Source organism: Martelella lutilitoris, from assembly GCF_016598595.1.
Lineage (GTDB): Bacteria > Pseudomonadota > Alphaproteobacteria > Rhizobiales > Rhizobiaceae > Martelella > Martelella lutilitoris_A.
Genome location: NZ_CP066786.1, coordinates 3,740,001 through 3,754,050, shown reverse-complemented (window position 1 = coordinate 3,754,050; position 14,050 = coordinate 3,740,001). Strand labels below are relative to the sequence as shown.

Here is a 14,050-nt window from a genome sequence, read left to right as displayed (position 1 = left end):
TAGCAGATTCGGGGAGCTCGCCATGCCGAGAATTTTCACCGCCCTCGAAATCCCGCGCGAACAGGCGTTAAGTCTTTCGCTGTTGCGCGGCGGCCTGCCCGGGGCCCGCTGGATCGATGTGGAAAATTACCACATCACCCTGCGGTTCATCGGCGATGTCGATTTTCGCACCGCCGACGAGGTGGTCCATTGGCTCGACCGGATCGAGCGACCCTCCTTTCAATTGAGCCTCACCGGAACCGGTGCCTTCGGCAACAAGAAGCCGCACGCGATCTGGGCCGGCGTTTCGCCGGCGCCGGAGCTTTTCGCGTTGCAGGGCGAGATCGACCGGATTTGTCAGCGGTTGGGGCTGAAGGCCGATCCGCGCAAGTTCACGCCGCACGTGACGCTGGCGCGGCTTCGCGGATCGAAGGTGCAGGACGTGGTGGAATATCTTTCCGCCCGCGGCAATTTCCAGACCTTGCCCTTTACGGTGCCGCGCTTTGTGCTGATGTCGTCGCGCGATTCCGTCGGCGGCGGACCCTACCAGGTGGAAGAGGCCTTCGATCTTTATGATCCGAGCGAGGCCTACAGCTTCGACATGAGCGACTGGCAGCCCGCCAAAAGCATGTGGTAGACGGTCTCAAACCCGTCATCGCCGCCGTAATAGGGATCCGGCACGTCCCGGCGCTCGCCGAGTGTATATTCCGAAAACAGCGCGACTTCGGCAGCGGCGCTGGTGCCGGCAAGCCGTTTCAGCGCGGCCATATTGCCGCTGTCCATGCCGAGAATGATCGAGAACCGGCTGAAGTCGACAGGTCTGATCTGCCGCGCGCGCTGGCCGGAGATGTCGAAGCCGTAGCGCCTGGCCGTCGCGCGCGACCGCGGGTCGGGGAGCTCGCCTTCGTGCCAGTTGCCGATGCCGGCGGAATCGGCGCTGAATTCGTCGCTGCGTCCGGCCTGTGCGGCAAGATGCGTGAACACGCCCTCGGCGAGCGGTGAACGACAGATATTGCCGCTGCAAACGAAGAGAATGGAGCGTTTTTCAGGTTGTGCCATGATGTTTACGCAATTGTCTGGAGGATCGGAATTTCGATGATCGGGGAGACAATGACATGAATGATGCGCGACTGGAACCTGAAGCGCTGCGGACGGCCATGCAATCGTGCGGGAACTGGGCGATCAGCGAGGACGACACCGCGATCTCCCGTGATTTCAAGTTTACCGATTTTCGCGAGGCCTTTGCCTTCATGAGCGAATGCGCGCTCGCCGCAGAGCGCCTTGATCACCATCCCGAATGGAGCAATGTCTATAACCGCGTCGGCGTTTCGCTGACCACGCATTCCTCCGGCGGCATCAGCGCCCGCGACATCGAGATGGCCGGCATCATGGACAGGGCGGCAAGCCGTTTCGGCGTTTGAACCGGGGCCGCGCCGTCCTATATTCCGGTGCGAAGGAGCCTTTCATGAGTGACATCAAGTATGGAGACATCCTCGAACCCGGCGACGAGGAGACCAGGGCCGAAAACGAAAGGACGGTGCGGGAGGGGTTCTGGGCGAAACTGCGCAGGACGGCCGCTCATATTCCCTTTGCCCGCGATGCCGTGGCTGCCTATTACTGCGCGACCGACCGCGACACGCCGCTTGGCGCCCGCGTGGTGCTCTATTCGGCGCTGGCCTATTTCATCATGCCGGCCGATCTTATTCCGGACATCTTCCTGTTCGTCGGCTTTACCGACGATCTGGCCGTGCTGACCACGGCGTTGACGATGATCCGCAGAAATATGAGAATAGAGCATTATGACCGTGCAGACCGGGCGCTGACGACGCTGGATACCGACTAAGTTTCAGTTCATGCCGCAATCTTGCCCTGATTGGCGGCATGTGTCTTTGCACCATCATCCAGGCTTCCGGCCTTCGCTAAAATCCACGTCATGTTGAGGTTTTGGTAACCTCGAATGCGTATTGAATTGAACGAATTCGAAACGTATCGGCCTTGCCGCTTTTTGACAGGGCAGGGGCCGGCGGCAGCAGAGAAAATCGGCAGGATCATATGTTTGCAAAAAGAATCGTCCTCGTACTGGTCATTCTGTTCACCGGCGCCTCGATCGCTTCCGCGCAGACGCCGACACCGATCCAGAAATTCGACGCCTGGGTCGCCTATTCCTACAATTCCGATGCCGGCAAGGTCTGCTATGTCCTTTCGGTGCCGGCCAAGAAGGAGCCGGCCAATGTCGACCACGGCGACAATTTCTTCGTCGTTACCAAATATCCGGGTCAGAACGTCACGCTCGAGCCTCAGGCCATGATGGGCTACAATCTGCGCGAAGGTTCGACCATCGACGTCATCGTCGATGGCAAGAGCTTCCCGATGTACCACAAGGGCCAGGGCGGCTGGCTGGAGAACGCGGCGCAGGAGCCGGCGCTGGTGGCGGCCATGAAGGCCGGCCGGACGATGGAGGTGAAGGCCACCTCCGCGCGCGGCACCAACACCACGCATACCTATTCGCTGATCGGCATTACCGCGGCGCTCGACAAGATCAGCGCCTGCAAATAGACACAGCGCTTCCCAAACAAACCCGGCCCAGGCCGGGTTTTTCGCGCCCGGCCTTGCCGTCTGCGCGGGTGAGCCATGCGGCACAGGGGATGACGGCCGGAAACAGACATGCTATAGGCTCGCCGCAATTGCTCAGGCGCGCCTTTGTTGTGCGGCGCCTGATGGAGCTGAAAGCAAACTTCTTTACTCTTTTGCGGGTCGCGCACCGTCGGGATGAAAGCCCGGCGCAGAAGCGTGGATTACCCGCGATCGGCGTTTTTACGGGAGCCCGAGAATGTCCGCTGTCGAAACCATCGATATCGAAGCCGAGCGCGCCAAACCGCGGCCGAAATCGGCTGCCGGGAACACGCTGATCGGTCTTTCCAAGCCGGAACTGGCCGAAGCGCTGTCTTCGATCGGCGTGCCGGACAAGCAGATCCGCATGCGCGTCAACCAGGTCTGGAACTGGCTCTATGTGCGCGGCGTCTCCGATTTTTCCGAGATGACCAATATGGCGAAGGACCTGCGGGCGAAGCTGGCGGAGACCTTCGACATCGCACGGCCGGAGATCGTCACGGAACAGATATCGACCGACGGCACCCGCAAATGGCTGATGCGCTTTCCCGCCCACGGCGCCGGACGCCCGGTGGAAATCGAGACGGTCTATATCCCGGAAGAAGATCGCGGCACGCTGTGCATTTCGAGCCAGGTCGGCTGCACGCTCACCTGTTCCTTCTGTCACACAGGCACGCAGCGTCTGGTGCGCAATCTGCGGCCGGAGGAAATTCTCGCGCAGCTTCTCGTTGCGCGTGACGCGCTCGGCGATTTCCCGAACCGCGATGCGCCGAACGGCGCCTTCATTCCCGAATCCGACCGCAAGGTCACCAATATCGTGATGATGGGCATGGGCGAGCCGCTCTACAATTTCGAGGCCGTGAAGAAGGCGCTGCTGATCGCCTCCGCCGAGGACGGGCTGTCGCTGTCGAAGCGCCGGATCACGCTGTCGACCTCCGGCGTGGTGCCTGAGATCTACCGCACGGGCGATGAGATCGGCTGCATGCTGGCGATCTCGCTGCATGCGGTGCGCGATGACCTGCGCAACATTCTGGTGCCGATCAACAAAAAGTATCCGCTGGAGCAATTGATCAAGGCCTGCCGGGAGTATCCCGGCCTTTCCAATGCGCGCCGGATCACCTTCGAATATGTGATGCTGAAGGACGTCAATGACAGTCTGGAGGATGCGCGCGATCTGGTGAAGCTCCTGAAGGGCATTCCCGCGAAGATCAATCTGATCCCGTTCAACCCCTGGCCGGGGTCGAACTACCAGTGTTCCGATTGGGAGACGATCGAGCGTTTCGCCGATTTCATCAACCAGGCCGGCTATGCCTCGCCGATCCGCACCCCGCGCGGCCGCGACATTCTCGCGGCCTGCGGACAGCTCAAGTCGGAATCGGAACGCATGCGCAAGACCGAGCGCCTGGCCTACGAGGCGATGATGATCGCCAATCACGGGGATTGAGGAGAGGCGCTGCGATTGCCGCTTGCTCCCAATACTCTCTCCCGCTGGCGGGAGAGATGCCCCGACAGGGGCAGTGAGGGTGGCGCGGCATCTCAAATCGTGACGGCGTTTGCGGGGTTAGACTCCCCCCTCACTGTCGCTTTCGCGACATCTCTCCCCTCCGGGGCGAGAGTTTTTGGGGGCTATGCGGTGAGGCACCGTCGTAATCGGGCCGCGCGTTTGTCCTACGAGCCCGCGACCAGTCGATAGCGTCGCTCAAGTCTTCGCCTGCCTCAAACCGCCTGCCAAATTCTTGTGCCTTCATGGCTTTCGAGCTTCTCTCACCGCGCCTGCGTCAGCAATATTTTCACCGCAAACAGCGAAAACACGCCGGCGAACAGGTAGTCGATGGCGCGCAGCACGCGTTTGTGGGCCATCAGCCAGCCGGATAGACGGTCGGCGGCGACGACGATGGCGACCGTCGGCAGAAGCGCCACGGCGATGAAGGTGAAGCCGAGGAAGATCAGCTTTCCGGTGACGTGCGGATCTCCGGCTTCCACAAACTGCGGCAGGAATGTCATGAAAAAGATGATGACTTTCGGGTTCAAGAGATTGACCCAGAATCCGCTTGCGATTGCCGCCCTCACGCGACCGCGCCTGCGCTCCGTTCTCGCTTCCGCCTCCAGCACGAAATTGCTGCCCTTGCGGATCGCCATCGCCGCGATCCAGAACAGATAGGCAGCGCCCCCTGTCTTCAGGATCATGAAGGCCGTCGGCGAGGCGACGATCAGGGCGGAAACGCCGAAGGCGACCAGCATCGTGTGGACGCAAAGGCCGAGATTGGTGCCGATCAGCACGGCAAGACCCGCGGCCCGACCCTCCTTCAGCGCCTTGTTGATCGATAGCGTCATGTCGGGGCCGGGGGTCAGCGCCAGAAGCAGGGTTGCCGCCGAAAAGGCGAGAAGCACGGGGAGCGAGGGTATGAAATCCATGAGAAACCGTCGAAACCTGGAACGCCGGCCGCGCGTTCACCGTTCAAGATGATTGCCGATAAGGTTAACAATCTGTAATGAGAGCGAAGCGGTTTGGCAACAATCCGCAGTGAGGCCCAGGGGCCGCCGACAGGACTGAAGGACGATTTTCTTGCGCATTCTCGATGAAGCCTTTTTCCCGGAACTGCCGAATTATTACCGCGGCAAGGTGAGGGAGAACTACGACCTGCCGGACGGGCGCCGGATCATCATCACCACCGACCGAATCAGCGCCTTCGACCGGGTCCTGGCCTCCATTCCGCACAAGGGCGCTATCCTGACGCAGATCGCGCGTTTCTGGTTCGACGCGACCGCCGATATCGCTGACAATCATGTCGTCGCCTATCCGGACCCGAACGTCGTCGTCGGCAAGAGGCTTGATATCCTGCCGGTCGAGATCATCGTGCGCGGTTATCTTGCAGGCACCACCGACACCTCCGTGCTGACCCGCTACAAGCGCGGCGAGCGCAGGCTCTATGGCTTCGACTTTCCGGACGGGATGCGCGACAATCAGGTCCTGCCGGACCCGATCATCACGCCGACAAGCAAGGCCTTCGACGGCGGTCACGACGAACCGCTGACGGCTGACGAGATCATCGAACGCGGCCTCCTGACCAAGGCGCGCTGGGAGGAAGTTTCCGAAAAGGCGCTTGCGCTTTTTGCCCGCGGCCAGGAAATGGCTGCGCGCCAGGGTCTGATCCTTGCCGACACGAAATACGAGTTTGGTATCGATGCCGAGGGCAATCTTCTGCTCGCCGACGAGATCCATACGCCCGATTCGAGCCGCTACTGGATGGCCGACAGCTATCAGGCGCGCTTTGCTGACGGCGAACGGCCGGAAAGCTTCGACAAGGATTTCATCCGCTCCTGGGTGGTAGAGCGCTGCGATCCCTATTCGGACCCGATCCCCGAGATCCCGCGCGATGTGATCGAGGCGGCGTCCGGCGTCTACGCCCGGGCCTTCGAAATGATCACGGGAACGCCGTTCGTGCCGGATGAGAGCGGCGCAAGCGTGAAGGACCGGGTGCGCGCCAACCTCGCTGCCTATTATCCGGAGGCCGACTGGGGAGAGGGGTGATGCGCAGACCGCGGCGATCGGCAGAAGAAACACGCGAGGCCATCCTCGAAACGGCCGAACGCCTGTTTCGCGCGCGCGGTTACAGTGCGGTTTCGATCGCCGATATCGCGGGCGAGCTCGGCATGTCGCCGGCCAACGTCTTCAAGCATTTCCGCAGCAAGCTGACGCTGGGGCGGGCCATTGCCTATCGTCATGCCCGCCGCCTTGCCGAACGCTGCTCGATCGAGGACCTTTCGGACCCGCCGGACCGGCGGCTGACAACCTTCCTGTCGCGGCTTTCGCGCGAACATGTGCGCGACAAGCGCGAGAACCAGTACCTGTTCGAGATGATCCCGCTGGTGCTGGAAGATCCGGCCAAGGGCGGCCGCATCTATCGCCGGCTCGTCGAGGAGAAACTGTGCTCGCTGATCGCCGAAGGCATGGAGGAGGGGATCTACGGTCCGGGCGATCCCGCGCTCGATGCCGCCGCGATCGTCGACATGCTGGGCTGCGTCCTCAATCCGCGCATGATTTCATGTGCCGATCCCGCAACACTGGCTGACAAAACGCAGCTGATCGTCGCCCTTGTCGACGGCGGATTGAAAAACCGCGTTGTAAAGTGACGTTATCTACGATACGTCACCAAGGAGATTCGTTTTGTGCCTTGTGGCGAACTTTTGCCGCAATCGCTGACACGCGAGATATTGAGTTTCTGCGCTGTTAGGATTGTGTTAAGAAAGTGGCCATTGATTGATTTTCTATTCTGGATAGGTGCCCATGCTGTCGCGCAAGCTTCCAATTGCCGCTCTTAGTGTTCTTGCAATGGCGCTTAGCGCTTGCAGTGATGACGGTAAGCAACAACAGGGCGGCATGCAGATGCCGCCGCCCCAGGTGGGCGTGATCACGCTTGAAAAGCAGTCCGTGCCGATCACCACGACGCTTCCGGCGCGCGCGGTCGCCTACCGGTCTGCCGAAATCCGGCCGCAAGTCAGTGGCATCATTACCGAAAAGGCCTTCAAGGACGGCGCCTTCGTCCAGCAGGGAGACCTTCTCTACCAGATCGAGCAGGATACTTACGAGGCCAATCTGGCCCTGGCGCAGGCCTCGCTCGACAAGGCGAATGCCACCGTGCCGGGCCTCGAGGCCAATTACGAGCGCTACAAACGCATCGTCAACCAGGGCGCCACCGAAATCCAGCTGACCGACGCGCGGACCGCCTACGAGCAGGCGCTGGCCGATGTCGAATCAGCCAAGGCTTCTGTGAAGACGGCCGAGATCAATCTCGGCCACACCGACATCACCGCGCCGTTCAAAGGCGTGCTGGGCGTCTCCAATATCTCGATCGGCAACCTTGCTTCGCCGTCGTCAACCACGCCGCTCGTCAGTCTCAACCAGCTCGATCCGATCTATGTCGACATGTACGAGTCGGCCGCCCAGGTGCTGAGCGCTTCCGGGAAGTATCCGGACTTCAAGAGCGAGCAGGACCTTTCGAGCGTCAAGGTTGTCGTCAAGCTCGACGACGGCAGCGACTATTCGGTCGCCGGTCATCTCGACGTCTCCGAGCGGACGGTGAACGAATCGACCGGCACGGTCAATCTGCGCGCCGTGTTCGACAATCCCGACAACGTCCTGCTCCCCGGCATGTTCGTGCGCGCCACGCTGACGGTGGCCGAGGAAGAAGGCTACCTCATTCCGCAGCTTGCGGCCCAGATCGAGGCCGGCGGCAAGGTCTCGGCGATGTTCGTCACGAACGACAACAAGGTCGAGACGCGCGTGTTCCAGAATGTGCGGGTATCCAACGACTCCTGGCTGGTGACCGACAAGGTGTCGGACGGCGACCGCCTGATCGTCGATGGCTTCCAGCGTCTGGTGGGCGGCATCACCGATGTCACGCCTGTGCCGGTCAAGATCAACGAGGACGGCGTTGTGGTCGATGCGAATTCGGACTCCGGTTCGTCCTCGGGATCGTCTTCCGGTTCCGGCTCGGGTGGCGGCGCGTCGGGCTCATCGTCATCAGGCGGAAACGGCTGAGCGTGAAGGTGTTCAGGCTCTAGAACCCAAGCGCTCGAGGAATATTGAATGGCTAATTTCTTCATCAACAGACCGGTTTTCGCCTGGGTGATCGCAATCGTGATCATGCTGATCGGCGGTCTCGGTATCTCGCAGCTGCCGATCTCCCAGTATCCGCAGATTGCGCCGACGACCATTTCCCTTCAGGCATCCTTCCCGGGCGCGAGTGCCAGGACGGTCGAGACGACGGTGACGAATGTCATCGAGGACGGGCTTTCCGGCTTCGATGACATGCTCTACCTGACGTCGAACTCCAGCCCCGGCCTGTCTCAGATTTCGGTCATCTTCGGCCCGAGCATCGATCCTGAAATCGCGCAGGTGGAGGTGCAGAACAAGCTGCAACTGGTGCAGCCGCAATTGCCGGACATCGTCCGCAGCCTCGGCATCACGGTCAACCGCTCCTCGTCGAGCTTCCTCATGGTCGTGGCGCTGACGGATGAAAGCGGCAACTACTCCGCCGCCGATCTCGGCAACATCATCGACAGCACGATCAACGACCCGATTTCGCGCCTTGACGGCGTGGGCAGCGTGCAGGGCTTCTATACGCCCTACGCCATGCGCATCTGGCTCGATCCCTACAAGCTCAACCAATACAATCTTACGGTTTCCGACGTTTCAAACGCCATCCAGGCGCAGAACCAGCAGGTTGCCGTCGGCGATGTGGGTGACAATCCCGTGGTCAAGGGACAGCAGCTCAGCATCACGGCGGTGTCCTCGAGCCAGCTCGAAAACGTTACCGAATTCGAGAACATCATCCTGCGCACCACCGAAAATGGCGCGACGGTGACGATCTCCGATGTCGGGCGGGTCGAACTCGGCCAGCGTTACTATCAGTTCAGCACGTTCTACAACGGCCTTCCCGCCGCCGGTTTTGCCATCGAACTCGCCAACGGCGCCAATGCCGTCCAGACGTCCGCGCGCGTGATCGATTTCATGAACTCGATCAAACCGACCCTGCCGGAAGGCGTCGACATCATCTATCCTTATGACACGACTCCCTTCGTCAAGCTGTCGATCGAGCAGGTGGTGCATACGCTGTTCGAGGCTATCGTGCTCGTCTTCGTTGTTCTGCTGGTTTTCCTGCAGAATCTGAGGGCGACGCTGATCGCCACGCTTGTCGTGCCGGTCGTGCTTCTCGGCGCCTTCGGCGTGCTCGCCTTTGCCGGCTTCTCGATCAACACGCTGACCATGTTTGCCATGGTGCTGGCGATCGGGCTTCTGGTGGATGACGCCATCGTCGTGGTGGAGAACGTCGAGCGCATCATGCACGAGGACGGGCTTCCGCCGAAGGAGGCGACCCAGAAATCGATGGGCGAGATCTCCGGTGCTCTGATCGGCATCGTGATGGTGCTGACGGCCGTGTTCATTCCGATGGCCTTTATCGGCGGCTCCACCGGCATCATCTATCGCCAGTTCTCGATCTCTATTGTTGCCGCGATGATCCTCTCCGTGCTTGTGGCGATGATCTTCACGCCGGCGCTCTGCGCGACCATGCTGAAGCCGGTCGACCCGACCAAAAAGGATCGTGGTCTTTCCGGCATGTTCAACCGCGGCTTCAACAGCGTCACCGACGGCTATACGCGCGCTGTCGGCTTCCTGCTGAAAATCCCGTTGATCGTCTTCGCGGTCTTCGCCGTGCTTCTCTTCGGCGTCTATCACTACTTCATGCAGCTCCCGGAATCCTTCCTGCCGGATGAGGACCAGGGGTCGCTCTTCGTGATCATCAACCTGCCGACGGGGGCGACCACGGAACGCACCCAGGCGGTCAGCGACCAGGTTGCGAGTTACTTCCGGAACGAGGAGAAGGACGCGGTCGAGGCCGTCTTCAACGTGCTCGGCTTCTCCTTCGCCGGGCAGGGCCAGAACTACGCGATGAGCTTCATCGAACTGAAGCCCTTCGAGGACCGCACCACGGAAACGCTGACGGCCGCGTCGGTGGCCCAGCGCGCAAATGGCTTCTTCTACACGCATGTCCGCGATGCTCAGGTCTACGTCGTCCAGCCGCCGGCAATCCCGGGTCTCGGCCAGTCGACCGGCTGGACCGGCTATGTGGTCGACAGCGGCAACCAGGGTCAGGCGGCAACGCTCGCCACGACCCAGCGCATCATCCAGCAGATGAATGGCGGCGGCATCGCCGCGCAGGTTCGCACGGATACCTTGCCGAACGAGACGCAGATGCTCATCGATATCGACGAGCAGCGCGCCGGCGCCTATGGCGTCAGCATCGCGGAGGCGACCGGCATGCTTTCGACGATCTATGCCGGCACGAATATCAACAACTTCACACTGAACGACAAGGTGAAGAAGGTTTACGTGCAGGGCGATGCGCCCTATCGCATGCAGCCGGAGGATATCTACAAATGGTATGCCCGCAATTCGAGCGGCGAGATGGTGCCATTCTCGGCCTTTACCGATATCGACTGGACCACCGGCGCACCGTCGCTGTCGCACTATAACGGCAACACTGCCGTCGATATCCAGGGCTCGACCAACCCGGGCTTTAGTTCGGGCGAGGCGATGAACCAGCTCGTATCACTGGTCGAATCCGCGCCGGGCGGCTTCACCGTCGCCTGGACGGATATGTCGCTGCAGCAGGTGATCTCGGGCAATGAGGCGGCGTATCTCTATATCGTCTCGATCGTCTTCGTGTTCCTTTGCCTTGCCGCACTCTACGAGAGCTGGAGCATTCCGTTCTCGGTCATTCTGGCGGTCCCCGTCGGCATTCTCGGCGCGGTCGTGGCGGCCAACCTCGACGGTCAGGACAACGACATCTACTTCAAGGTCGGTCTGCTGACGACGATGGGCCTTGCGGCGAAGAATGCGATCCTGATTGTGGAGTTCGCTCGGGAGCAGAGCGAGAAGGGCGACTCGCTGTTTGATGCGGCCATCCATGCGGCGCGGATGCGTCTGCGACCGATCATCATGACCTCGCTCGCCTTCATTCTCGGCGTCACGCCGCTGGTGCTGGCGACCGGCGCGGGCTCAGCCGCACAGAACGCCATCGGCATCGCCGTCTTCGGCGGCATGCTGGCGGCAACGACCTTGGGCATCTTCTTCGTGCCGTCCTTCTTCGTCGCCGTTTGCCGCGTCATGGGCATCGGCAAGAAGGAAGACAAATCGGCAGAAGAGCAACAGATCGTTTAAAAGAAAATTAACGATATTGCGCCGGCCTCGCGCCGGCGTCTAAAACAGTAAGGGTAGGCGGCCCGGGTTCGGGCTTGCCGAGATGACAGGATTGAGACCATGGTGTTGAGCCGCGTTACCCCCGTTCCGCTTTTGCTGCTGCTTCTGGCCGGCTGTGCCGTCGGTCCGGACTATGTGGCGCCGGCAACAGCATTGCCGGACAAGTTCTCCGAAGGCAGCAGTCAGAGCGTCGGCGACGTTACCGATGTCGCCTGGTGGAAGAGCTTCAACGATCCGCTGCTGAATTCCTATGTCGAGGCCGGCATGGCGCAGAACCTGTCGGTGCTGCAGGCGCTGGAGGCGATCGTGCAGGCCGAGGCCAATGTCGTCACCTCGACGGCCGGCGCCTTCCCGCAGGTCAATCTTCAGGCCTATGACACCGGCGCCGGGGCGGGCGGTGACGGGGCCTCCGCCCAGGCGCGCAAGACCTCGAACACATTCGGCGGTTCGGTGCCGATTTCCTGGGTTCTCGACCTTTTCGGCCTCTATCAGCGTTCCGGCGAAGCGGCGATGGCTCAACTCGACGCCGCCTATGCCAGCGCCGACGTCGCCAAGCTGACACTGATTTCCAGCCTTATCGACAGCTACATCAACGCCCGGCTTTACCAGGAGCGCCTGTCGATCGCGCGCTCCAACCTGAAGAGCCGCCGCGAAACGCTGCGCCTGACCCAGTTCCAGCTCGATGCCGGAGCGGCTTCGAGGCTCGATGTTGTGCAGTCGGAAGGTCTGGTGAACGCGCAGCTTTCCACCATTCCGCAGCTTGAGGCTGCCTATCGTCAGCAGGTATACGCGCTGTCGACGCTGATGGGATTGCCGGCCGCGACCCTGATTGACCAGATGAACAAGGTCAAGCCGATCCCGGTTACCCATGCGCGGCTTGCCTCCGGCGTCCCGGCCGACCTGATCCGCAACAGACCGGATATTCGCGAAGCCGAGCGGAACCTCGCTGCGGCGACGGCTTCGATCGGCGTGGCCGAGGCCCAGCTCTATCCGATGATCTCGCTGAGCGGCACGCTGCAGGCCAGCGTTTCCGCCAATTCGCTTGGCAATGCCGGCCAGACCTCCTGGTCCTTCGGTCCGACGCTCAGCCTCCCGATCTTTGACGGCGGCGCCCTGCGCGCGAATGTCTCGAGCGCGGAATCCCAGGCCCGGCAAGCCTATCTCGCCTGGAAGCAGACGGTGCTCAATGCCGTACAGGAGGTCGAGACGGCGCTTGCCGTCGTCACCCGCGACGGGCGGACCGTGTCTGCCCTGCGGGCAACCGTCGCCTCCTATCGCGACGCGCTTGAACTGTCGACCTCGAGCTACCGCGACGGCGCGACCTCGCTGCTCGACGTGCTCGATGCCCAGCGCGCCGTCTCCGATGCCGAAGCCAGCCTTGCCGACGCGATCGCGCAACAGGCCGGTGACTTCGTCGCCCTCAATGTTGCGATCGGCGGCGGTTACGCGGCCCAGTAGACCGGCCCTTCAGCCGGCTTCGAATTTGTCTCTCCAGCTTGGCAACGCTCCCCTTTGCGGGAGCGTTTCTGCTTCATAGACCCCTCGGGCTATGGCCCGGGCCATCGTCCGCATCGCCTCATGGCAGATCTCGGCAAAGGCGAAATCATCGGGTGCCGGTTTCTCGCCGGTCGCCGCGGCGAACACCGTGTCGCCGTCATAGGGCAGGTGCGCAGGATGGATTGCGCGGGCAAAACCGTCATGGGCCATGATCGCCAGGCGGTAGGCCTGCTGCTTGGTCAGCGTGGCATCGGTTGCAACCACGCCAAGAGTCGTTGCGGTGGTCGGCCCGCCCTTTATCGCAATCGGCAAGGCATCATCCGGTATTGAAACCGGCAATCCCAGCCCGCCGAACTCGTCTTCGTCTTCAAGTGCTGCCGCCCAGAAATGCGGGCCGCTGCCGATGGTCACGCTGCCCATGGCATTGACGGCGACAAGTGCGCCGACCCTGAAACCCGAAGTGGTCTCAGAGCTCGTCGATCCGAGTCCCCCCTTGAGGTTGACCGTCGTTGCGCCTGCTCCGGCGCCAACCGTGCCGAGGGCAAAGGGCCCGGTCTTCGCCGCCCGATAGGCTTCATAGCCCAGGTCGCGGTAGGGCGCGTGCAGGCCCCAGTTCTTGTCGCCGCCGTTCAGGAGATCCATAAGGATGGCGCCGGGCACGATCGGAATGCGGGCGGGGCCGAGTGGCAGGCCGCGCCCGTCTGCCCTGAGGCCGGACTGAACGCCGCCGGCGGCGTCGAGGCCGAACGCGGAACCGCCGGCCAGAACGAAGGCATCGACGGCCGCAACCGTCCGGCCAGGTTCGAGCAGCAGTTGGTCGCGGCTGCCCGGAGCGCCGCCGAGGGACAGTCCCGAAGCGGTGACGGGCCGGTCAAAAACGATGGCCGTCACGCCGGAGGCAAGATTGCGGTCCTCGGCGTTGCCGACGCTTATGCCGGCGATGTCGGTAATGAGATTGCGCATGTCTGCTTCCCCGTTGGTCGCCATACAGATATCAGCAAACCGGGGCGATCGGGTGCTGGAACGAGAAAAGAGTCGGATTTTTTCAGATTTTTGAAAAATGCGTGTTGACTTTGAAGGTCGGCTCACCCTATATGCGCATCACCGACGGGGTCGACGGTCGCTCTCGCGACCAACGATGTTGCCCTCACCTCCGCCGATTAGCTTTGCTGATTGACGTGTTTGAACTTCAGGGTTTTG

General features: G+C 61.7%; 13 protein-coding genes. 10 read left to right on the top strand and 3 right to left on the bottom strand.

Annotated elements, in window-relative coordinates:
- Nucleotides 1-22 precede the first annotated feature (22 nt).
- Nucleotides 23-616 (top strand): RNA 2',3'-cyclic phosphodiesterase, encoded by a 594-nt coding sequence (gene thpR / locus JET14_RS17845; protein WP_200335275.1) that lies wholly within the window; start codon nucleotides 23-25, stop codon nucleotides 614-616.
- On the opposite strand, the gene JET14_RS17840 is transcribed toward thpR, so the two are convergent.
- Nucleotides 568-1,038 (bottom strand): low molecular weight protein-tyrosine-phosphatase, encoded by a 471-nt coding sequence (locus tag JET14_RS17840; RefSeq protein ID WP_200335273.1) that lies wholly within the window; start codon nucleotides 1,036-1,038, stop codon nucleotides 568-570. The two genes, thpR and JET14_RS17840, sit on opposite strands and share 49 nt — an antisense overlap.
- A gap of 56 nt (nucleotides 1,039-1,094) precedes the next feature.
- Between JET14_RS17840 and JET14_RS17835 the strand changes: the two genes are divergently transcribed.
- From JET14_RS17835 to rlmN, 4 genes are all read left to right on the top strand, one after another.
- On the top strand, nucleotides 1,095-1,400 hold the full coding sequence (locus JET14_RS17835) for a 4a-hydroxytetrahydrobiopterin dehydratase (protein ID WP_200335271.1): 306 nt from the start codon (nucleotides 1,095-1,097) through the stop codon (nucleotides 1,398-1,400).
- Nucleotides 1,401-1,444: 44 nt separating this feature from the next.
- Entirely contained in the window at nucleotides 1,445-1,822 is a 378-nt protein-coding gene (locus tag JET14_RS17830) for a YkvA family protein (protein ID WP_200335269.1), read from the top strand.
- A gap of 209 nt (nucleotides 1,823-2,031) precedes the next feature.
- Nucleotides 2,032-2,535, top strand: a complete 504-nt coding sequence (locus JET14_RS17825) for an invasion associated locus B family protein (RefSeq protein WP_200335267.1) — start codon at nucleotides 2,032-2,034, stop codon at nucleotides 2,533-2,535.
- Between the two features lie 274 nt (nucleotides 2,536-2,809).
- Nucleotides 2,810-4,033: a 23S rRNA (adenine(2503)-C(2))-methyltransferase RlmN gene (rlmN, locus tag JET14_RS17820; protein ID WP_200335265.1), complete on the top strand. Its 1,224-nt coding sequence runs from the start codon at nucleotides 2,810-2,812 to the stop codon at nucleotides 4,031-4,033.
- Between the two features lie 320 nt (nucleotides 4,034-4,353).
- Here the strand turns inward: rlmN and JET14_RS17815 are convergent, their stop codons facing one another.
- Complete coding sequence (locus tag JET14_RS17815; RefSeq protein WP_200335263.1) at nucleotides 4,354-5,004, bottom strand: LysE family translocator; 651 nt, start codon at nucleotides 5,002-5,004, stop codon at nucleotides 4,354-4,356.
- 151 nt (nucleotides 5,005-5,155) lie between these two features.
- On the opposite strand from JET14_RS17815, the gene JET14_RS17810 reads away from it, so the two are divergent.
- The 5 genes from JET14_RS17810 (at nucleotide 5,156) to JET14_RS17790 (ending at nucleotide 12,811) form a co-directional block, all read left to right on the top strand.
- On the top strand, nucleotides 5,156-6,121 hold the full coding sequence (locus JET14_RS17810) for a phosphoribosylaminoimidazolesuccinocarboxamide synthase (protein ID WP_200335262.1): 966 nt from the start codon (nucleotides 5,156-5,158) through the stop codon (nucleotides 6,119-6,121).
- Nucleotides 6,121-6,723 carry a TetR family transcriptional regulator gene (locus JET14_RS17805; RefSeq protein WP_432443046.1) on the top strand — a complete coding sequence of 201 codons (603 nt, stop codon included), beginning with the start codon at nucleotides 6,121-6,123 and terminating at the stop codon, nucleotides 6,721-6,723. Before JET14_RS17810 ends, JET14_RS17805 begins: the two co-directional genes overlap by 1 nt.
- Nucleotides 6,724-6,976: 253 nt before the next feature.
- Complete coding sequence (locus tag JET14_RS17800; protein WP_210342048.1) at nucleotides 6,977-8,131, top strand: efflux RND transporter periplasmic adaptor subunit; 1,155 nt, start codon at nucleotides 6,977-6,979, stop codon at nucleotides 8,129-8,131.
- Nucleotides 8,132-8,179: 48 nt separating this feature from the next.
- Nucleotides 8,180-11,314: an efflux RND transporter permease subunit gene (locus JET14_RS17795; protein WP_200335259.1), complete on the top strand. Its 3,135-nt coding sequence runs from the start codon at nucleotides 8,180-8,182 to the stop codon at nucleotides 11,312-11,314.
- 99 nt (nucleotides 11,315-11,413) lie between these two features.
- Entirely contained in the window at nucleotides 11,414-12,811 is a 1,398-nt protein-coding gene (locus JET14_RS17790) for an efflux transporter outer membrane subunit (protein WP_200335258.1), read from the top strand.
- Between the two features lie 9 nt (nucleotides 12,812-12,820).
- Here the strand turns inward: JET14_RS17790 and JET14_RS17785 are convergent, their stop codons facing one another.
- Entirely contained in the window at nucleotides 12,821-13,813 is a 993-nt protein-coding gene (locus tag JET14_RS17785) for a P1 family peptidase (RefSeq protein ID WP_200335257.1), read from the bottom strand.
- Nucleotides 13,814-14,050 lie beyond the last annotated feature (237 nt).

Excerpts from the sequence above, each read along its gene's own strand:
- thpR (WP_200335275.1), top strand. The coding sequence starts at position 23 with ATGCCGAGAATTTTCACCGCCCTCGAAATCCCGCGCGAACAGGCGTTA.
- JET14_RS17840 (WP_200335273.1), bottom strand. The coding sequence starts at position 1,038 with ATGGCACAACCTGAAAAACGCTCCATTCTCTTCGTTTGCAGCGGCAAT.
- JET14_RS17835 (WP_200335271.1), top strand. The coding sequence starts at position 1,095 with ATGAATGATGCGCGACTGGAACCTGAAGCGCTGCGGACGGCCATGCAA.
- JET14_RS17830 (WP_200335269.1), top strand. The coding sequence starts at position 1,445 with ATGAGTGACATCAAGTATGGAGACATCCTCGAACCCGGCGACGAGGAG.
- JET14_RS17825 (WP_200335267.1), top strand. The coding sequence starts at position 2,032 with ATGTTTGCAAAAAGAATCGTCCTCGTACTGGTCATTCTGTTCACCGGC.
- rlmN (WP_200335265.1), top strand. The coding sequence starts at position 2,810 with ATGTCCGCTGTCGAAACCATCGATATCGAAGCCGAGCGCGCCAAACCG.
- JET14_RS17815 (WP_200335263.1), bottom strand. The coding sequence starts at position 5,004 with ATGGATTTCATACCCTCGCTCCCCGTGCTTCTCGCCTTTTCGGCGGCA.
- JET14_RS17805 (WP_432443046.1), top strand. The coding sequence starts at position 6,121 with ATGCGCAGACCGCGGCGATCGGCAGAAGAAACACGCGAGGCCATCCTC.
- JET14_RS17800 (WP_210342048.1), top strand. The coding sequence starts at position 6,977 with ATGCCGCCGCCCCAGGTGGGCGTGATCACGCTTGAAAAGCAGTCCGTG.
- JET14_RS17795 (WP_200335259.1), top strand. The coding sequence starts at position 8,180 with ATGGCTAATTTCTTCATCAACAGACCGGTTTTCGCCTGGGTGATCGCA.
- JET14_RS17790 (WP_200335258.1), top strand. The coding sequence starts at position 11,414 with ATGGTGTTGAGCCGCGTTACCCCCGTTCCGCTTTTGCTGCTGCTTCTG.
- JET14_RS17785 (WP_200335257.1), bottom strand. The coding sequence starts at position 13,813 with ATGCGCAATCTCATTACCGACATCGCCGGCATAAGCGTCGGCAACGCC.